Raw genomic sequence first — 17,638 nt, 5'->3', positions numbered from 1 at the left:
CCCCATGATCCACCTTACCCAGCCCGTCCATGACGCCAACGCGAACGCCAAGGGAAAGGATCTGGGCAATCTGCCGGACTGGGACCTGAGCGATCTCTACACCGCCCCGGATGCGCCGGAACTGAGCCGTGACATGGACTGGCTCGAGGCGGAATGTGCTGCATTTGCCGCAGACTACGAGGGCAAGCTCGACACGCTGGACGCAGATGGTTTGCTGAAATGCATCCACCGCGACGAGGCCATCAGCAATATCGCCGGGCGCATCATGTCCTACGCTGGGCTGCGCTATCATCAGCTGACGACCGATCCGGCGCGCACGAAGTTCCTCTCGGATGCGCAGGAAAAGATTACCACTTTCACCACACCGCTGGTGTTCTTCACGCTGGAATTGAACAAGCTGGACGAGGATCACCTCGCCGGTCTTCTGGCGCAGAACGCCGATCTGGCGCGCTACAAGCCCGTGCTGGACCGCATCCGCGCGATGAAGCCCTATCAGCTCAGCGACGAGATGGAGAAATTCCTTCACGACATGGGCGTCGTCGGCGACGCGTGGGAGCGGCTCTTTGACGAGACGATCGCAGGGCTGACCTTCCACGTCGACGGCGAGGAGCTGGGCATCGAGGGCACGCTGAACCTTCTGACCGAGCAGGACCGCGCCAAGCGCGAGGCCGCCAGCCGCGAGCTGGCTCGCGTCTTTGGCGAGAATATCCGCACGTTCAGCCGCGTCCACAACACCTCTGCCAAGGAAAAAGAGGTGATCGACCGCTGGCGCGGCATGCCCAGTGCGCAGGCCGGGCGCCACCTTGCCAATGATGTGGAGCCTGAGGTGGTCGAGGCGCTGCGCGACGCCGTTGTCGCCGCCTACCCCAAGCTGAGCCACCGCTATTACGAGCTGAAACGCAAATGGCTGGGACTTGAGCGGATGCAGGTCTGGGACCGCAACGCCCCCCTGCCGATGGAGGAAACCAAGGTGGTCGGCTGGGACGATGCGCGCGAGACGGTGATGAACGCCTACACCGCCTTCGATCCGCGCATGGGCGATCTGGCGCAGCCCTTCTTTGACAAGGGCTGGATCGACGCGGGCGTGAAAAAGGGCAAGGCCCCCGGCGCCTTCGCGCACCCCACCGTCACGAACGTCCACCCCTACGTGATGCTCAATTACCTTGGCAAACCGCGCGACGTGATGACGCTGGCGCATGAATTGGGCCATGGCGTGCATCAGGTTCTGGCGGCCGGTCAGGGCGAGTTGCTGTCGTCGACCCCCCTCACCTTGGCCGAAACCGCCTCCGTCTTTGGCGAAATGCTGACCTTCCGGCGGATGCTGGACGGGGCCAAATCGGATGCAGAGCGCAAGGTGATGCTGGCGGGCAAGGTCGAGGACATGATCAACACGGTGGTCCGCCAGATCGCCTTTTACGATTTCGAGTGCAAGCTGCACGAGGCGCGGCGCGGCGGAGAGCTGACGCCGGATGACATCAATGCCCTGTGGATGTCGGTTCAGGGCGAATCGCTGGGACCGGCATTCGACTTCATGGACGGATATGAGACCTTCTGGGCCTATATCCCCCACTTCGTCCACTCGCCCTTCTACGTCTATGCCTATGCCTTCGGCGACGGCCTCGTGAACGCACTCTATGCCGTCTACGAGGAAAACCCCGAAGGGTTTCAGGACAAGTATTTCGAGATGCTCGAGGCGGGCGGCTCCAAACATCACTCCGAGCTTCTCAAGCCCTTCGGTCTCGATGCCAGCGATCCCAAGTTCTGGGACAAGGGCCTCGACATGATTTCGGGCATGATCGACGAATTGGAAGCGATGGAGGACTGACCCTCGGCCATTGAGACCCACGCAAACGGGGCGCCTTGGCGCCCCGTTTTTTCATGAGCCATCAGTTATTTGCCCGATATACTTGATCTGACGTGCCGCCAGTCCTGCGCCAGTGTCAGTCGCACGCCGCGCATGCCCTCGCGCCGCGCAGAAATGTCTCAGACTGCACAAATGTCTCAGCCAATTGCCGCCTGCCCGCTTGCTCTTCTGCGCATGGTCCCTATTTTAAGCACAAGCAATCACTGGGGGGTCGCACATGTCCGAATCCGGTCGCAGTTACGCACATCACGCAGCAACAGGTTTTGCCATGGCCGCACTTCTGGTCGCACTGCTGTTTTGGCTCGATACAGGGCAGCTGAGGCAGATCGTGGCCCTGTCTGGCAATGAATGGACGGCAGCCGCCCTGATGTGGCTGGCAATCGGCGCCGTTTTCGCCGGCCTGAAGTGCGCACTGGCGCGCAACGGCGGCGGTGACGACGATGACGACGGCCCACGCGGCGGCGGAGGCGGTCATGGAATGCGCCATCAGGAAGAGATGATTCCGATCCGCGTCGAGGCACCCAGCCGCCATCGGCGCTGACTTCAACTCATCGGACAACTGACTTCGGGGATAAAAGTGGCGGGCCCGCACGCAGCCGTTTGGTTTGCTCATTCCCGAGAGCCTGTATATACAGGTGGGCGCCGGATAACCTGACCAGGGCCAGGACAGAGCCAGCTCCCTCGGAATTGATTAAGGCCACTGGAATGCAACCGATCACGAGAAGGGCAGAACCCGCCACTCCCTGAGATAGGCTCCATTGCGCCGTTCGGCAAGGGGTTGCGTGTGTTCATTCTTTGTTCATAATTGCAGACATGCAAGAGTCATCCCTTCTCCTTCGACAGCCCGGCCAGATCCTGGCGCGCGGCGTGTGCCGATATCTGGCCGAGATGAACTTTGCCGCGCTTGAGGAATACTGCCCGCAAAGAGGACGCCGCGTCGATGTCATGGCACTGGGCCCCAAGGGCGAGCTATGGGTGGTCGAATGCAAATCCAGCCGCGCGGATTTCATGGCCGATGCCAAATGGCAGGGGTATCTCGAGTGGGCCGACCGGTTTTTCTGGGCGGTCGATGCGGATTTTCCGGCAGAAATACTGCCCGAAGGCACCGGGCTGATGATCGCCGACGGCTACGGTGCTGAAATCATCCAGATGGCGCCTGAAACGCGGCTGCCCGGCGCGCGGCGAAGTGCCATCACGCGCAAGTTCGCACGCGATGCGGCGCGGCGCCTGCAAGGCTGGCGCGATCCACAGGTTTGAAACATCTTGAACCGGCTCAGGAGTTGGCAGCGCCCTTGGCGGCGGCCATGATCTCGGATGCGATCTCTTCGGCCTCTTCGGGTGTGAAATCCATCGGAATTTCGACGCCCTGCGATTCGACATAGATCCGAACCATCCCCTGATCGGTCGGGCCGATCTGCAAGTTGGCTTCGACGTCGCGTTCGCTGTTGATGCCCATGATCCCGCTCCTTCTGGCTGGGCGTGGGGATAGCCCGCTGCGCCCCGCTTGGCAAGACGCATCACCCGCTGGCGCACGATCAAGGCTGCGCAGAGGTGGCCGCAAAATCGCGCTGTTTTGGGTTGCAATCGCCCGGCACGGCGGCTAAATCGACGATCAGTGCCGCCTTAGCTCAGTTGGTTAGAGCGCTTGATTGTGGATCAAGAGGTCCCCCGTTCGAGCCGGGGAGGTGGTACCACCCTCACTTCATTCGGAAATATCGACGCGGATCGTCTGGCGCAATTGCCCGCTGCTGCGATCATAGACGAGGATCCGGTCGTCGGTCGTGACCACCGCATACCAATCCGCGCCTTGAGTAAAGGCTGCGGGCGCGGCCCCTTCGGGCAGGGTGATCGCCTCGGGCAGCGCCACACCGCCCCCTTGCGCGAAGCGGGTGACAAAGAGCGCAACGATGATTATGAACCCGATGATCATCGTCGCGGACAGCACGGTAACCAAAACGCGTAGATATCGCACCATCGCCGGATCAATCGGCTGCATCTGGGGATCTTCATTCATGGCTTCGACCTCTTTGACGCTTCGGATCGGTATGGACCCGCCACCGCGCCTTGACAAGGCGCTGGCCCGCGATGTGCCGCCGGATGCGGCGCTGTCGCGCACGCGCCTCGCCCGGCTGATCGAGGACGGGCAGGTGCGCATCAACGGCGCGGTCGTCACCGATGCCAAGGCACGCGTGCAGATGGACGACGAGGTCGCCATCACCGTGCCCGTGGCCGAGGATACCCATATCCTGCCCGAGGATATTGCCCTCGATATCCTCTATGAGGACGCCGACCTTCTGGTCGTCAACAAGCCTGCGGGCATGGTCGTGCATCCCGCTCCCGGCACGCCGGGCGGCACACTGGTCAACGCGCTGCTGCATCACTTCGGGGGTGACCTGTCGGGCGTCGGCGGACAAAAGCGGCCCGGCATCGTTCACCGCATCGACAAGGACACCAGCGGGCTGTTGGTCGTCGCAAAATCCGACGCTGCCCATCACGGCCTCGCCGAGCAATTTGCCAAGCACACGGCCCAGAGGCGTTACATCGCGCTCTGCCATGGCACGCCAGAGGCCTCGGATCCGCGTCTGCGCGGACTGCGCGGCGTTACGTTCGAGCCGGGCAACATCCTGCGGATCACCTCGCATCTTGCCCGCCACCGCACCGACCGCCAGAAACAGGCCGTCTGCTGGGCCGGGGGGCGCCATGCGGTGACGCGCGCGCGCCCGGTTCAAAGGTTCGGCACGCCGGGGGCCTGCGCGTTGATGGAATGCTGGCTGGAGACCGGGCGCACGCATCAGATCCGTGTGCATATGGCCTATGCCGGGCATGGTCTGATTGGCGATCCGGTCTATGGCGCGGGCCGCAAACTGGCGCAAAAGGCGCTGCCACCCGTGGGCGCCGCCATGGCGCAGGGCTTTGGCCGGCAGGCGCTGCATGCCGCCAGCCTCGGCTTCGTCCATCCGCTGACCGATGAGGAATTGACGTTCGAGGCACCCCTGCCCGAGGATATGACGGCGCTGATCGCCGCGCTCACGCCCGATCCCGAGCCCAGCACGGTTGCGTGAGAACGCTGACACATGGCTGGCAGAAGGAACGGCGCAGCTTCATGATACGTTAACAAGTTGATGCGACACGCATTGAAACAATGTGAAACAGCGCCTAGATAAATGTTAACGTCGTAAACATACGCGACATTAAAGGGGCAATGAGATGGCAAATTATGCAAATCTTCCGGCACCGACGCCGGAAGGCGGACTGAACAGGTACATGCAGGAAATCCGCAAGTTTCCGCTGCTTGAGCCCGAAGAGGAATACATGCTCGCCAAACGCTGGGTCGAGCAGGAGGATACGGAAGCGGCGCACCGGATGGTGACGTCGCACCTGCGCCTCGCGGCCAAGATCGCGATGGGATATCGCGGCTACGGCCTGCCGCAGGCCGAGGTCATCTCAGAGGCAAACGTAGGCCTGATGCAGGCCGTGAAGCGCTTTGACCCGGAAAAGGGCTTTCGCCTTGCGACCTATGCGATGTGGTGGATCCGCGCGAGCATTCAGGAATACATCCTGCGCTCGTGGAGCCTTGTGAAACTGGGCACCACCTCGGCGCAGAAAAAGCTGTTCTTCAACCTGCGCAAGGCCAAGAACCGCATCGGCGCGCTTGAGGAGGGCGATCTGCGCCCCGAGAACGTCAAGCGAATCGCCACCGATCTTGGTGTGACAGAGGCCGAGGTCGTCTCGATGAACCGGCGCATGTCGGGGGGCGATGCGTCGCTCAACGCCACGGTCGGCTCCGAGGGCGAGGGCACGATGCAATGGCAGGACTGGCTCGAGGATGAGGGCGCCGATCAGGCCACCGACTATGAGGAGCGCGACGAGCTGACCGCGCGCCGCGAGATGCTGGCCGAAGCGATGGATGTGCTGAACGAGCGCGAAAAAGACGTGCTGACCCAGCGCCGCCTGAGCGATCAGGCCGTCACCCTCGAAGAGCTGAGCGGTCAATATGACGTCAGCCGCGAACGGATTCGCCAGATCGAGGTGCGCGCCTTTGAAAAGTTGCAGGAGCGGATGCGCACACTTGCGCAGGAAAAAGGCATGATGGCCGACGCCGAGTGAACCCGATCCCGACAAGAATGCAAAACGCCGCGTCTGAAACAGGCGCGGCGTTTTTCAATTCAAGGGCTATAAGCCGATCAAAGAGTATCAGCCCACCTCAAAACGCCTCGGGCCGCACCTCGCGCGCCATGTGATCCAGCACCGCGTTGACGAACTTCGGCTCCTTCCCGTCCGGGAAAAAGCTGCTGGCGACATCCACATACTCGGTAATGACGACCCGTGGAGGCGTCTCTTCGCCCATCAGTTCGGCCCCGGCCGCACGGAACAGCGCGCGCAGCGTTGGATCGATCCGCGCAATGGGCCATTTGGCTACCAGCGCCCGGTCCGTCATTTGGTCAATCGGGCGCTGTTGATCGACAGCGCGGTCCAGCACCATGCGAAAGAGATCCTCATCCCCCTCGATCATGTCCGTCCCCTCGTCCACTTCGGCGCCAAAGCGGTGGTCGAGAAACTCGAGATAGACCGCATTCACGCTCTGGTCCGAATGCTCCATCTGAAACAGGGCCTGCACGGCATAGAGCCGCGACGCCGAGCGCATCTTGCGCCTTTGATTGCCGGATATGGGGGCCGCAGTGCTTGTCATGCGTTTGGGTTATCCTTGGGTTTGCCCGCGATATGCATCTCGTCCGCGCCGGGGATGAAGCCGACGCCTTTGCGCGGAGCGCCCCATTTACGGGTCAGCGCGATCAGATGCAAGGCAGCGGCGGCGGCCCCTGCCCCTTTGTTCATCTGGGCCGGATCGGCCCGCACCTCGGCCTGGTCGCGGTTTTCCACCGTCAGGATACCGTTGCCGATGCAAAGCCCCTGAAGGCCCAGCAGCGTGATGCCCCGGCTGGAATCGTTGCAGACTGTCTCGTAATGGGTCGTCTCGCCGCGAATGACGCAGCCCAGCGCGACGTAGCCGTCGAAATTGCTGAGCCGCTCTGCGATGCCGATGGCGCTCGGCAGCTCCAGCGCGCCGGGCACTTCGACCAGATCGTGACTTGCGCCGGTCGCCTCGATTTCAGCGATGGCGCCCGCGATCAGATTGTCGGCGATGTCACGGTAGAACGGCGCGACGACGATCAGCAGTTTCGCGGGCTTGTCCAGCTCGGCGCGGGGCATGGTGTATTCGGTGCCGGCCATGGCGTTATCCTTTGGTCAGGGGGCGGGTACCCGTGATGGAAATGCCGTAGGCATCAAGGCCCAGATAGCGCGTCTCGGGGTTGTCCGTCACCAGCACCAGCTCGTGAATGCCCATGGTCGACATGATCTGCGCGCCAAGGCCGGTGTGCTTGACCGTGCGGGGGCCGTCCTCGTCCAGCTCTTCGGCCAGTTCCGGGCGCGGCTGGCGGAACAGGAAGATCGCGCCGCGGCCCTCGTCGGCAATGATCTGCATCGCGCTGCGCAGCTTGCCCGCAGGGGCGCCGCCGATGCCCAAGACATCCTCCAGCGCGTTCAGCGCGTGGGTCCGCGCCAGCACCGGCGCGCCATCGTTCAGATCGCCCTTGACCAGCACGACATGCTCGGTCCCGGTGATCTGATCGGCAAAGATGCGCATCTCCCATGCGCCGCCGATATGGGCCGTGACCTGCTCGCGGCGCAGCTCGCGCACGAGGTTGTCGTGCTTGTGGCGGTAGGCGATCAGGTCGCTGATAGTGCCGATCATGAGGCCATGTTCCTGGGCGAATTCAATCAGATCAGGCAGGCGGGCCATCGTGCCGTCGGCCTTCATGATTTCGCAGATCACGCCTGCGGGGTTCAGCCCGGCCAGCCGCGCGATGTCGACGGCGGCCTCGGTATGGCCCGCGCGCATCAGAACGCCGCCCTCGCGGGCGCGCAGCGGAAAGATGTGCCCGGGTGTCGCCAGCGACGCCATCGTGTTCTGCTCGTTGATGGCGGTGGCGACCGTATGGGCGCGGTCAGGGGCCGAAATCCCGGTGCTTACACCCTCGCGCGCCTCGATCGACACGGTAAAGGGTGTCTCGTGGCGCGACGAATTGTTGACGGCCATCATCGGCAGGCCAAGACGGTCCACCCGCTCGGCCGTCATCGGCAGGCAGATCAGGCCGCGCCCATGGGTGGCCATGAAATTGATCGCCTCGGGCGTCGCAAACTCGGCCGCGACGACCAGATCGCCCTCATTCTCGCGGTCCTCGTGATCGACCAGGATAAAGATGCGGCCAGCGCGCGCCTCGGCGATGATCTCTTTGGTGGGGGACATTGCAGAACGCAGGTCCGCCTCGACCGGTCCGGGTGTGCTATAGGTTGTGCTCTCGGCCATGTGACCCCCCAACGGTTTCTGCGGTTTGACGAATGGTATCATTCGCCGCCCAGATAGCGCGGGGCGGCGCTATTGACCAGAGGCGAGTGCTGCCGCCACGCAGGCGGCGAAGTCTTCGCCGCGCCGCTCGAAGCTGTCGTATTGATCGAAGCTGGCCGCCGCCGGGGCCAAAAGCACCGTGTCTCCCGGTTGCGCATCGGCATGGGCACGGCGCACGGCCTCTTCCATGGTGGTGCAGACCTGCGCGTCGGCCCCCTCAAGCTGCATGGCGAAATGCGCGGCCTCGCGCCCGATGACATAGGCGCAGGCAACATTGGCCAGCGCGGGGGCCAGCGCGCTCAGCCCGCCCTCCTTCTCCAGCCCGCCGCAGATCCAGCGGATGTTCTTGAACGCTTGCAGCGCCTTGAGCGCGCTATCCACATTGGTTGCCTTGCTGTCATTGACGTAAGTGACGCCGTTCGCCTCGGCGATCACCTGACTGCGGTGCGGCAGCCCCGGATAGCTGTGCATGCCCGCCTCGATCACCCGCGGCGCGAGGCCCATGGCGCGGCAGGCGGCATAGGCAGCGCAGGCGTTCTGATGGTTATGCGCGCCCGGCAGACCCTTGATGGGACGCAGATCAATGCTGCCCGCCTGGCGCCCCTTGCGGTATTCGGACAAAAACCCCTTGCGCGCGAACACCTGCCATCCCGGCCCGGTCAATTTTTCGGCAACGGAGATGCGCATGACGCGGTCATCCGCCGCCCCCTGGCTCAACTGCCCGGCAAGGAAACGGCCCTCGGCCTCGTCCACGCCGATGATGGCGCGATCCGGACCGCCCTCGGCAAACAGGCGACGCTTGGCCGCGAAATAGCCGCCAACGCCGCCGTGCCGGCCCAGATGGTCCGGGCTGAGATTGGTAAATATCGCGATATCGGGCGTCAGGGCGCGGGCCAACTCGGTCTGATAGCTGCTCAGCTCCAGCACGACCGCGCCGCCATCCTCGGGCGGGTCGATATCCAGAACGCCGCGGCCAATGTTGCCGGCCAGCTGCGCATCGCGCCCTGCTTCGCGCAAAATGTGATGGATCAGCGCCGAGGTCGTCGACTTGCCGTTTGATCCGGTCACCGCGATGACGCGCGGCGGCTGCGCGAAATCGGCCCAGTCCCCCGATGCAAAAGAGCGAAAGAAGAGCCCGATGTCATTATCCACCGGCACGCCCGCAGCCTGCGCCGCCGCCACGATGCGGTTGGGCGCCGGGTAGAGATGCGGAATGCCGGGGCTGACGATCAGGCAGGCGATGCCATGAAACGCGCCCTCGCGAGCAAGGTCCAGCACCTCCAGCCCGTACTCCTCGGCCTTGGCGCGGGCCGCCTCGTTGTCGTCCCAGCAGACCGGCTCGGCCCCGCCCGCCTCAAGGCTGCGCGCCGCCGACAGGCCCGAGCGGCCAAGCCCGAGCACCGCGACCCGCGCGCCCTCAAATCCTTGCACTGGTATCATGGATGCCCCCCGGCCATTGGCGCCTAGCGCACCTTCAGCGTTGCAAGGCCGATCATTGCCAGGATCAGCGCAATGATCCAGAACCGGATGACGATCTGCGGCTCGGCCCAGCCCTTTTTCTCGTAATGGTGGTGGATCGGGGCCATCAGGAACACGCGCTTGCCCGTGCGTTTGAAGTAAATCACCTGGATGATGACGCTAAGCGCCTCGACCACAAAGAGGCCGCCGACGATCGCCAGCACGATCTCATGCTTGGTCGCCACAGCAATCGCACCCAGCGCCCCGCCAAGGGCAAGGCTGCCGGTATCACCCATGAAGACGGCGGCGGGCGGCGCGTTATACCACAAAAACCCAAGACCGCCCCCGACAAGGCCCGCGACAAAGACCAGGATTTCGCCCGTTCCATCGACGTAATGCACGTCGAGATACTCGGTGAAATCGACGCGGCCCACGACATAGGCGATCACGCCCAGCGTCGCCGAGGCGATCATGACCGGCATGATAGCAAGCCCGTCAAGCCCATCGGTCAGGTTCACCGCATTGGCCGCGCCGACGATGACGATCATCGAAAACGGCACGAAGAAGAGGCCCAGATTGATGAGCGTATCCTTGAACACCGGCAGCGCCAATTGATACTGAAGCTCAGCCGGATGATAGGCCGCTGCCCAATAGGCGGCGACGGCAGCAATCGCGAAGCCAAGCGCGAGGCGCAGCTTGCCCGGCACGCCCTTGTGGTTCTGCTTGGACACCTTGGCGTAATCATCGGCAAATCCGATGATACCGAAGCCAATGGTGACGAAAAGAACGATCCAGATAAAGGGGTTGTCCAGCCGCGCCCAGAGCAGTGTCGAGGTCAGCAGCGCGCCCACGATCAGCAGACCGCCCATCGTCGGCGTGCCCACCTTCGAGATATGCCCCTCAGGCCCATCGGAGCGGATCGGCTGCCCCTTGCCCTGCCGCTTGCGCAGCACGTTGATGAGGGGCGGACCAAACAGAAAGCCAAAGATCAGCGCGGTCATGAAGGCGCCGCCCGTGCGAAACGTGATATAGCGGAACAGATTGAAAAAATCGCCACCATCGGACAGGGCGGTGAGCCAGTAGAACATTCAATCATCCCTCGTCTGAGGGCGCCCAGCGCGCCCCGATTTGCGCAGCGCATCGACGATGACACTGACCTTGCTGCCCTTTGATCCCTTGATCAGCAGCACATCGCCAGCGTCTATCACGCCATGCACCTTATGCGCCAGATCCTCTGCGCGCTCGTACCACTGGCCCCGCTGCACCCGTGGCAGGGCCTCCCACAGGGCCCGCATGCGCGGGCCGACGCAGTGGATCGTGGTGATGCACGCCAGATGCGGCAGATCCACCAGCGCGCGGTGCATCTCGGCCTCGTCCGGCCCCAGTTCCAGCATGTCGCCCAGGATCGCGATGCGGCGGCCCTTGGCGATGCGCCCGATATTGTCGCGCGGGGCGGCGGCGGCCAGCACCTCGACGGCGGCGGCCATCGAGGTAGGGTTTGCGTTGAACGCATCGTCGATCAGGTCGAGCGTCCAGTCCTCATCCCCGCTGTCGAGTTGCAGCACCTCGCGCGTGCCGCGCCCGGCGGGCGGTTGCCAGCGGGCCAGATCGGGCGCCGCAAGGCCGGTATCGCCGCCCAGCGCCTCGCAAGCGGCCAGCACGGCAAGACCGTTCATCGCAAAATGGCGCCCCGCCGTACTGATCTTGAAGATCACCGGCGCGCCGCCAATCGTCGCACTGACGATGGTGCGGTCATCGGCAAGGCTGACGGCCCCGAGGCGATACATGTCGCTGCCGGTGCCAAAGGTGACGATGCGCGCGCCCGCCCGCTTGGCCGCCTCGACCAGAATGGGCGTGGTGGGAAGGTCCGCATTCACGATCGCAGCACCGCCCGGCTCGAGGCCCTCGAAGATCGCCGCCTTTTCCCGCGCGATCCCCTCGATATTGTCGAACGCCTCAAGGTGAGCCGCGGCGATCGTCGTGATCATGGCCACATGAGGGCGTGCCATGCGCGCCAGCGGCGCGATCTCGCCGGGGTGGTTCATGCCGATCTCGATCACGGCGAATTCCGTATCGGCGGGCATCCGCGCAAGCGTCAGCGGAACGCCCCAATGGTTGTTGTAGCTGGCCTCGGCGGCGTGGGTGCGTCCCTGCCCCGACAGCACATCGCGCAGCATCTCCTTGGTCGATGTCTTGCCCACCGATCCGGTCACGGCGACAACGCGGGCCTGCGTACGTGCGCGGCCCGCGCGGCCCAGATCCTCGAGCGCCTTCAGCACATCGGGCACGATCAAAAGCGGCGCATCCGGCGCGACATCTTCGTGAACGCGGCTGACCAGCGCGGCGGCGGCGCCCGCCTCCAGCGCCTGCGCCACGAAATCATGGGCGTCGCGCGCCGCGCTCAGCGCAACGAATAGATCACCGGGAACCAGCGTGCGGGTGTCGATGGAGACGCCACTTGCCCGCCAGTCACCCTGCGCGCGACCGCCTGTTGCGGCGGCGGCCTCGGCGGCGGTCCAAAGACTCACGCGCCCTCCCCCGCTTCGGCGGCATCCAGCGCCATGACCGCGACGCTGGCCTGCTCGGCATCGTTGAAGGGCAGAACGTCGGTGCCCACCGTCTGGCCCGTCTCATGCCCCTTGCCGAGGATCAGCAGCGCATCGCCCGGCCCCAACGCATCAACGCCGCGCAGGATCGCTTCGGCGCGATCGCCCACATTCGCGGCATCGGGGCAGCCTTCCATGACAGCGGCGCGAATCGCGCCCGGATCTTCGCTGCGCGGGTTGTCATCGGTGACGATCACGAGGTCGGCGTGGCTGGCGGCGGCCTGCCCCATCAGCGGCCGCTTGCCCGGATCGCGGTCGCCGCCCGCGCCGATGATGGCAACGAGGCGGCCCATGACATGCGGGCGCAGCGCCTCGATCGCGGTTGCGACCGCATCGGGCGTATGGGCAAAATCGACAAACACCGCCGCGCCGCTGCGCCGTGTTGCGGCCAGTTGCATCCGCCCGCGCACCGTCTCCATCTCGGGCAGCACCTGAAACACGCGCGCGGCATCCGCGCCCGCGCCAATGGCGAGGCCCGCCGCGAGGAGCAGATTCTCGCCCTGAAACCCGCCGATCAGCGGCAGATCGACCTGTTGGATTTCATCGAGCCATGAGAACCGCAGGCTCTGCCCCGTGGGGTTGAAGCGCTGGCTCAGCAGGCGCAGCTGCGCAGTATTGTGCCGCCCGACGCGCAGCACGTCCTGCCCGCGCGCCTCGGCCAGATCGGCCATTTCGGCGCCGCGTTCGTCGTCCATGTTGATGACCGCGACACCGCCCTCGGGCAGAACGCGGGTGAAAAGCGCGGCCTTGGCGCCCCAATAGGCCTCGAAAGTATGGTGATAGTCGAGGTGGTCCTGACTGAAATTGGTGAAGGCGGCCGCCAGCAGTTGCACCCCGTCTAGGCGGCGCTGATCGAGGCCGTGGCTCGACGCCTCCATCGCCGCATGGGTCACGCCCGCATCGGCGGCATCGGCCAGCACCTTGTGCAAGGTGATCGCATCGGGCGTGGTATGCGCCAGCGGCGCGGCATAGCTGCCCTCGACGCCGGTGGTGCCCACATTGATCGCCTCAAGGCCCATCGCCTGCCATATCTGGCGAGTAAAGCTGGCAACCGAGGTCTTGCCGTTGGTCCCGGTCACGGCCACCATAACCTCCGGCTGTGCGCCGAACCAGAGCGCGGCAGCGCAGGACAGCGCGGCGCGCGCATCCTCTGTCACGACCAGCGCGGCGCGCGCGCCCTCCAGCGCCTCCTTGGCGATCCGCGAGCCCTCGGCATCGGTCAGAATGGCCGAGGCGCCCATGCGCAGCGCATATTCGATGAATTCGGCGCCATGCACCCGCGTGCCCGGCAGGGCAGCAAAGAGTGTGCCCTCCTCAACCTTGCGGCTGTCGATCGCCAGCCCGGTCACCCGTGCCTGCGCCGCACCCGTGGCCGCAAGGCCCAGCTGCGCCAATGTCCGTGCCTGCCCGCCGCTCATATCCGCCTCGCCTGCTGCCTAGTCGCCATCTGCCATGGATGTCAGCGTTATATCAGCCAACGGCGTGTGTTCAATCTTGGGCCGCAGCCCCAGCAGTGGCGCGATGCGCGCGACGATTTCCGACGCCACCGGCACCGCCGTCCAGCCCGCTGTGCGGCGCGGTTTGTCGCCAGATGTCTCGACCGGCTCGTCAAGTGTGACGATCAGCACGTATTTCGGATCATCCGCCGGGAACATCGAGGCGAAAGTGGCGATCACCTTGTCCTCGTAATAGCCGCCGCCGTTTTCCTTGGGCTTGTCGGCTGTTCCCGTCTTGCCGCCCACGGCGTAGCCCGGCACCTCACCCATCGACGCGGTGCCTTCGGTCACGACCCCGCGCAGCATCTTGCGCGATTCGGAGGCAACGGCGGCCGACATGACACGCACGCCCTCTTGCGGCCGGTCCTGCTTCAGAAGCGTCGGCTTGACGTAGCGCCCCCCGTTGGCGATGGCCGCATAGCCCGCCGCCAGATGCAGCGGGCTGGAGGAAAGGCCATGGCCGTAGGAAATGGTCACCGTCGACAACTCCGTCCAGCGCTTTGGCAGCAGGGGCTTGCCGCCGCTGGCCTCGATCATCTCAAAATCCACGGGGTCGAAAAAGCCAAGCGATTTCAGGAACTCCTGCTGACGTTCGGCCCCGATGCCCAGCGCAATGCGCCCGGTTCCCCGGTTCGAGCTCTGCACGATCACGTCCGAGACACTGATCTGGCCATAGTTCTTGCGGTTGAACTCGCCAATCGGAAAGCCGCCCACGCGCATCGGCGGAGACGCGTCGATGATGGTCGTGGGGCTGACCATCCCCAGCTGCATTGCCTGCGCGGTGGCGAAAATCTTGAAGGTCGAGCCAAGCTCGTAGACGCCCTGCACCGCGCGATTGAAAAGCGGGCTGTCGGCCGCATTGCCCTGAATCAGCCCGCGCGGGCGGTCATTGGGGTCGAAATCCGGCAAGGACGCAATCGAGATGACCTCGCCCGTCTGCACATCCATCAGCACGGCGGCAGCGCCCTTGGCGTTCATCAGGCTCATGCCGCCCGCCAACACCCGCTCGACCGCCGCCTGCACCGGCAGGTCCAGCGACAGTGTCAGCGGCTCGTGATTCTGTGCCGGATCGCGCAGGCGGTCGTCGAAATACTTTTCGATGCCCGCGACGCCGATGACCTCGGCGGCATGCACCCCCTCGCGACCAAAGCCCGCGCCGCCCATCACATGCGCCGCCAGCGTGCCGTTGGGATAAAGACGCATCTCGCGCGGCCCGAACAGAAGGCCCGGCTCGCCAATGTCATGCACGGCCTGCATCTGCTCGGGGCTGATCTTCTTCTTGACCCAGAGGAACTTGCGCTTGCCCGTGAAATCCTTGAGCAGGCGCTCTTCCTTCAGGTCGGGAAAGATCTCGACCAGCGCCTTGGCCGCGCGCTCGGGCTCGATCATTTCATGCGGCTGGGCATAGAGGCTGTGTGTGTCGAAATTCGTGGCCAGAATGCGCCCGGCGCGATCCACGATGTCGGCGCGCTGCGCAAGAATGCCCGCGCCCGCCGCGCTGGTGCGCGGCTCGGCAGGCTCGGTCTGGGCCAGCACGCCCATGCGCAGGCCAATGACGGCAAAGGCGCAAAAGAACGTCGCCCCCAGCACCAGCAGGCGTCCCTCGGCACGTCGGCGCGCCTTGTCGCGCATCTCTTCATGGCGCAGGCGGATGTTCTCGCGCTCGATCGCGTCGGGGTTTTCGCCCTTGGCGCGGGCTGGCAGGATGCGCGCAAGCGGGCGCAGCGGCGTGCGGATCATTCTGCGGCCTCCTCTGAGGATTGGTTGGTCACCGCGACGAGGCCCGAGAGGTCCATGCGCAGATCCTCCTCGGGCGGATAGTCCACATCGTCGATCCGCCCGAATTGCTGCGCGTCGAGCGGCATCAGGCGCAGACGGTCAAAGTTGAGGTCCGCCAGCTCGCGCAGGCGCGACGGCCGGTTGAGATAGGCCCACTCGGCATTGAGAACGCGCAACCGCTGGCGCGCGGTTGAAATCTGGTCTTCCAACCGCTCGGCGTGGCTGATGGCGGCCTGCGTTCGGTAATTCTCGTAATAGGCCCAATAGGCAAGGCCGATGACCGCCAACGCACTAAAAACAAAGAACAGACTGCGCATCACTTTCCCCCTTTGAGCAGTGGCATACCCAGTGCCTTGCGATCCGTCACCCCGGGCGCGGCATCGGTGCGAATGGCCACGCGCAGCTTGGCGCTGCGCGCGCGCGGGTTGGCTGCCAACTCGGCCTTGTCCGCCGTGATCGCCTTGCGGCTCGCTTGGGTGAACTGGCGCGGCTGCGCGGCCTGTGCGGGCGCATGACGGCTGCCGCCGCCGCCGCCATCGGTGCGGTCCTGCAAGAAGCGTTTGACCATGCGATCCTCGATCGAGTGAAAGGTGACCACAGCCAGCGCACCGCCGGGCCGCAGCGCGCGCTCGGCCGCCTCGAGGCCGCCGATCAGCTCGCCGTATTCGTCATTCACGGCAATGCGGATCGCCTGAAAGCTGCGCGTCGCGGGATGTGCCTGACCGGGCTTTGAGCGCGGCAGGCATTTCTCGACGATCCCCGCGAGGTGCAACGTGGTGGTGATCGGCGCGATGGCCCGCTCACGCAGGATCGCCTTGGCAATGCGGCGGCTGGCGCGTTCTTCACCGTAAAGATAGAGAATATCGGCCAATTCGCCCTCTTCGGCGGTATTGACCAGATCGGCGGCAGTGGGGCCATGCTGGCTCATCCGCATGTCGAGCGGCCCGTCGCGCATGAAGGAAAAGCCGCGCTCGGCCTGATCCAGCTGCATCGAGCTGACGCCGAGGTCCAGCACCACGCCGTCGAGATCGCGCGCATAGTCGTCCAGCCGGGAGAACACGCCCTCCACCAGTTCGACCCGCGCGCCGTAGGGCGCGGCCCACTCTTTGGCCAGCGCCAGAGCCGCCGGATCGCGGTCGACGCCGATCACCTTCGCCGCGCCCGCCTCGAGCAGCGCACGCGCATAGCCGCCCGCACCCAAGGTGCCGTCCAGCCAGATGCCTTCAATGGGCGACGCCGCCGCGATCAGCGGGTTGAGCAGAACAGGAATATGGGGGGCATCGTCAGGGGATTTATCTGAGGGACCGGCAGCATCGGACATCGCCTATTCCCCCTTGGCGCCATCCAGGAGGATCAGCGGATCGAAATCTTCGTGCTGCTCGTCCAGCCACTCTTCGGTCTCAGCCGCCTCAAGCGTTTCATAGGTTTCCGGCTTCCAGATCTGGAAGGTGTCGCCCGCCGCGATGAAGAACGCCTCGTTCTCGAGGCCGATCTTGGCGCGCAGCTTGGCCGGCAGCACAAGGCGGCCCGTATCGTCGATCGTGGTGGGAAAGGACTGGCCGTGGAACAGGCGCTGAAGGATCTTGCGGTCCTTGGAGCCGCGCGGAAGCGCGTCGATCTTGGAATCGACCTCTTCGATGGCCTCGACCGTGTAGCATTCCAGGTAATTGCGGCGATGATCGCCATAGACGATGACCAATTCGGGCGCGAGGCCCTCTTTCCAATTGGGGTCCGAGGCCTCTATCACACGGCGAAACAGGGCCGGGATCGAGACCCTGCCCTTCGTGTCGACCTTGTGATGGCTTTCGCCTCTGAACCTGCGTGCCACGCGTGCGGCCCCTCGCCTTGCCCCGTTTGAAAAGTCGGCCCCTCAAACGAAAACGACGGATTGAGCTGCTGCCACTGCCCAATCCGCCGCCCTCGTCCCGCTGAGCGGGGTGTCCAGCTACGCGCGCCACCTGGGGGGATGTCTGCTCGCTGCGCGCCGGATCTCTTCGTTTCGGATGAAGGCGGATGCCTGTATGAA

General features: G+C 64.7%; 18 protein-coding genes and 1 tRNA gene. 6 read left to right on the top strand and 13 right to left on the bottom strand.

All coding sequences use genetic code 11. The annotated features are described in order from the left end of the window. Positions 1-4: 4 nt before the first annotated feature. The 3 genes from V8352_RS01035 to V8352_RS01025 all read left to right on the top strand — a co-directional run bounded on the left by V8352_RS01035 (position 5) and on the right by V8352_RS01025 (position 3,121). Positions 5-1,825 (top strand): M3 family oligoendopeptidase, encoded by a 1,821-nt coding sequence (locus V8352_RS01035; protein ID WP_336422389.1) that lies wholly within the window; start codon positions 5-7, stop codon positions 1,823-1,825. A gap of 256 nt (positions 1,826-2,081) precedes the next feature. Further along, entirely contained in the window at positions 2,082-2,405 is a 324-nt protein-coding gene (locus V8352_RS01030) for a hypothetical protein (RefSeq protein ID WP_336422388.1), read from the top strand. A 272-nt stretch (positions 2,406-2,677) separates the two neighbouring features. Next, positions 2,678-3,121: an MmcB family DNA repair protein gene (locus V8352_RS01025; protein WP_336422387.1), complete on the top strand. Its 444-nt coding sequence runs from the start codon at positions 2,678-2,680 to the stop codon at positions 3,119-3,121. A gap of 16 nt (positions 3,122-3,137) precedes the next feature. On the opposite strand, the gene V8352_RS01020 is transcribed toward V8352_RS01025, so the two are convergent. Beyond that, positions 3,138-3,320, bottom strand: coding sequence for a DUF6324 family protein (locus tag V8352_RS01020; protein WP_336422386.1), 183 nt, complete (start codon positions 3,318-3,320; stop codon positions 3,138-3,140). A gap of 161 nt (positions 3,321-3,481) precedes the next feature. Here V8352_RS01020 and V8352_RS01015 point away from each other — a divergent pair. Beyond that, a tRNA-His gene (locus tag V8352_RS01015) sits at positions 3,482-3,558 on the top strand. An 8-nt stretch (positions 3,559-3,566) separates the two neighbouring features. On the opposite strand, the gene V8352_RS01010 is transcribed toward V8352_RS01015, so the two are convergent. After that, a complete protein-coding gene (locus V8352_RS01010; protein ID WP_336422385.1) occupies positions 3,567-3,878 on the bottom strand; it encodes a DUF6476 family protein in 312 nt (103 codons plus the stop codon). On the opposite strand from V8352_RS01010, the gene V8352_RS01005 reads away from it, so the two are divergent. Then, entirely contained in the window at positions 3,877-4,926 is a 1,050-nt protein-coding gene (locus V8352_RS01005; RefSeq protein WP_336422384.1) for an RluA family pseudouridine synthase, read from the top strand. The two genes, V8352_RS01010 and V8352_RS01005, sit on opposite strands and share 2 nt — an antisense overlap. A gap of 145 nt (positions 4,927-5,071) precedes the next feature. After that, positions 5,072-5,971 (top strand): RNA polymerase sigma factor RpoH, encoded by a 900-nt coding sequence (gene rpoH / locus V8352_RS01000; protein WP_336422383.1) that lies wholly within the window; start codon positions 5,072-5,074, stop codon positions 5,969-5,971. Positions 5,972-6,068: 97 nt separating this feature from the next. On the opposite strand, the gene nusB is transcribed toward rpoH, so the two are convergent. The 11 genes from nusB to mraZ all read right to left on the bottom strand — a co-directional run bounded on the left by nusB (position 6,069) and on the right by mraZ (position 17,440). Further along, positions 6,069-6,554, bottom strand: coding sequence for a transcription antitermination factor NusB (gene nusB / locus V8352_RS00995; RefSeq protein WP_336422382.1), 486 nt, complete (start codon positions 6,552-6,554; stop codon positions 6,069-6,071). Next, positions 6,551-7,096, bottom strand: a complete 546-nt coding sequence (locus V8352_RS00990) for a 6,7-dimethyl-8-ribityllumazine synthase (protein ID WP_336422381.1) — start codon at positions 7,094-7,096, stop codon at positions 6,551-6,553. Before V8352_RS00990 ends, nusB begins: the two co-directional genes overlap by 4 nt. A 4-nt stretch (positions 7,097-7,100) precedes the next feature. Further along, positions 7,101-8,234 (bottom strand): 3,4-dihydroxy-2-butanone-4-phosphate synthase, encoded by a 1,134-nt coding sequence (ribB, locus tag V8352_RS00985; RefSeq protein ID WP_336422380.1) that lies wholly within the window; start codon positions 8,232-8,234, stop codon positions 7,101-7,103. Between the two features lie 69 nt (positions 8,235-8,303). Beyond that, positions 8,304-9,713, bottom strand: coding sequence for a UDP-N-acetylmuramoyl-L-alanine--D-glutamate ligase (gene murD, locus V8352_RS00980; RefSeq protein ID WP_336422379.1), 1,410 nt, complete (start codon positions 9,711-9,713; stop codon positions 8,304-8,306). Between the two features lie 23 nt (positions 9,714-9,736). Beyond that, positions 9,737-10,819 carry a phospho-N-acetylmuramoyl-pentapeptide-transferase gene (gene mraY, locus V8352_RS00975; RefSeq protein WP_336422378.1) on the bottom strand — a complete coding sequence of 361 codons (1,083 nt, stop codon included), beginning with the start codon at positions 10,817-10,819 and terminating at the stop codon, positions 9,737-9,739. Continuing rightward, entirely contained in the window at positions 10,820-12,259 is a 1,440-nt protein-coding gene (locus V8352_RS00970) for a UDP-N-acetylmuramoylalanyl-D-glutamyl-2,6-diaminopimelate--D-alanyl-D-alanine ligase (RefSeq protein ID WP_336422377.1), read from the bottom strand. Continuing rightward, complete coding sequence (locus tag V8352_RS00965) at positions 12,256-13,755, bottom strand: UDP-N-acetylmuramoyl-L-alanyl-D-glutamate--2,6-diaminopimelate ligase (RefSeq protein ID WP_336422376.1); 1,500 nt, start codon at positions 13,753-13,755, stop codon at positions 12,256-12,258. The genes V8352_RS00970 and V8352_RS00965 overlap by 4 nt, the downstream gene beginning before the upstream one ends. A gap of 18 nt (positions 13,756-13,773) precedes the next feature. Beyond that, a complete protein-coding gene (locus V8352_RS00960; protein WP_336422375.1) occupies positions 13,774-15,573 on the bottom strand; it encodes a peptidoglycan D,D-transpeptidase FtsI family protein in 1,800 nt (599 codons plus the stop codon). Further along, positions 15,570-15,929 (bottom strand): cell division protein FtsL, encoded by a 360-nt coding sequence (gene ftsL / locus V8352_RS00955; RefSeq protein WP_336422374.1) that lies wholly within the window; start codon positions 15,927-15,929, stop codon positions 15,570-15,572. Before ftsL ends, V8352_RS00960 begins: the two co-directional genes overlap by 4 nt. After that, on the bottom strand, positions 15,929-16,933 hold the full coding sequence (gene rsmH / locus V8352_RS00950; RefSeq protein ID WP_336422373.1) for a 16S rRNA (cytosine(1402)-N(4))-methyltransferase RsmH: 1,005 nt from the start codon (positions 16,931-16,933) through the stop codon (positions 15,929-15,931). The genes ftsL and rsmH overlap by 1 nt, the downstream gene beginning before the upstream one ends. A gap of 3 nt (positions 16,934-16,936) precedes the next feature. Next, the gene (gene mraZ / locus V8352_RS00945; protein WP_336422372.1) at positions 16,937-17,440 is read right to left on the bottom strand and encodes a division/cell wall cluster transcriptional repressor MraZ; all 504 of its coding nucleotides are present in this window, start codon (positions 17,438-17,440) and stop codon (positions 16,937-16,939) included. Positions 17,441-17,638 lie beyond the last annotated feature (198 nt).

This window comes from Roseovarius sp. D0-M9 (assembly GCF_037083805.1).
Taxonomy (GTDB): domain Bacteria; phylum Pseudomonadota; class Alphaproteobacteria; order Rhodobacterales; family Rhodobacteraceae; genus Roseovarius.
This window is presented reverse-complemented; position numbering and strand designations above follow the sequence as displayed.

What these genes read in the sequence shown, in the direction of transcription:
- mraY (WP_336422378.1), bottom strand. Translation starts at nt 10,819, where the DNA reads ATGTTCTACTGGCTCACCGCCCTGTCCGATGGTGGCGATTTTTTCAAT.
- rsmH (WP_336422373.1), bottom strand. Translation starts at nt 16,933, where the DNA reads ATGTCCGATGCTGCCGGTCCCTCAGATAAATCCCCTGACGATGCCCCC.
- rpoH (WP_336422383.1), top strand. Translation starts at nt 5,072, where the DNA reads ATGGCAAATTATGCAAATCTTCCGGCACCGACGCCGGAAGGCGGACTG.
- V8352_RS01010 (WP_336422385.1), bottom strand. Translation starts at nt 3,878, where the DNA reads ATGAATGAAGATCCCCAGATGCAGCCGATTGATCCGGCGATGGTGCGA.
- V8352_RS01020 (WP_336422386.1), bottom strand. Translation starts at nt 3,320, where the DNA reads ATGGGCATCAACAGCGAACGCGACGTCGAAGCCAACTTGCAGATCGGC.
- ribB (WP_336422380.1), bottom strand. Translation starts at nt 8,234, where the DNA reads ATGGCCGAGAGCACAACCTATAGCACACCCGGACCGGTCGAGGCGGAC.
- V8352_RS00960 (WP_336422375.1), bottom strand. Translation starts at nt 15,573, where the DNA reads ATGATCCGCACGCCGCTGCGCCCGCTTGCGCGCATCCTGCCAGCCCGC.
- V8352_RS00965 (WP_336422376.1), bottom strand. Translation starts at nt 13,755, where the DNA reads ATGAGCGGCGGGCAGGCACGGACATTGGCGCAGCTGGGCCTTGCGGCC.
- ftsL (WP_336422374.1), bottom strand. Translation starts at nt 15,929, where the DNA reads ATGCGCAGTCTGTTCTTTGTTTTTAGTGCGTTGGCGGTCATCGGCCTT.
- murD (WP_336422379.1), bottom strand. Translation starts at nt 9,713, where the DNA reads ATGATACCAGTGCAAGGATTTGAGGGCGCGCGGGTCGCGGTGCTCGGG.
- V8352_RS01025 (WP_336422387.1), top strand. Translation starts at nt 2,678, where the DNA reads ATGCAAGAGTCATCCCTTCTCCTTCGACAGCCCGGCCAGATCCTGGCG.
- V8352_RS01035 (WP_336422389.1), top strand. Translation starts at nt 5, where the DNA reads ATGATCCACCTTACCCAGCCCGTCCATGACGCCAACGCGAACGCCAAG.
- nusB (WP_336422382.1), bottom strand. Translation starts at nt 6,554, where the DNA reads ATGACAAGCACTGCGGCCCCCATATCCGGCAATCAAAGGCGCAAGATG.
- V8352_RS00990 (WP_336422381.1), bottom strand. Translation starts at nt 7,096, where the DNA reads ATGGCCGGCACCGAATACACCATGCCCCGCGCCGAGCTGGACAAGCCC.
- V8352_RS01005 (WP_336422384.1), top strand. Translation starts at nt 3,877, where the DNA reads ATGGCTTCGACCTCTTTGACGCTTCGGATCGGTATGGACCCGCCACCG.
- V8352_RS01030 (WP_336422388.1), top strand. Translation starts at nt 2,082, where the DNA reads ATGTCCGAATCCGGTCGCAGTTACGCACATCACGCAGCAACAGGTTTT.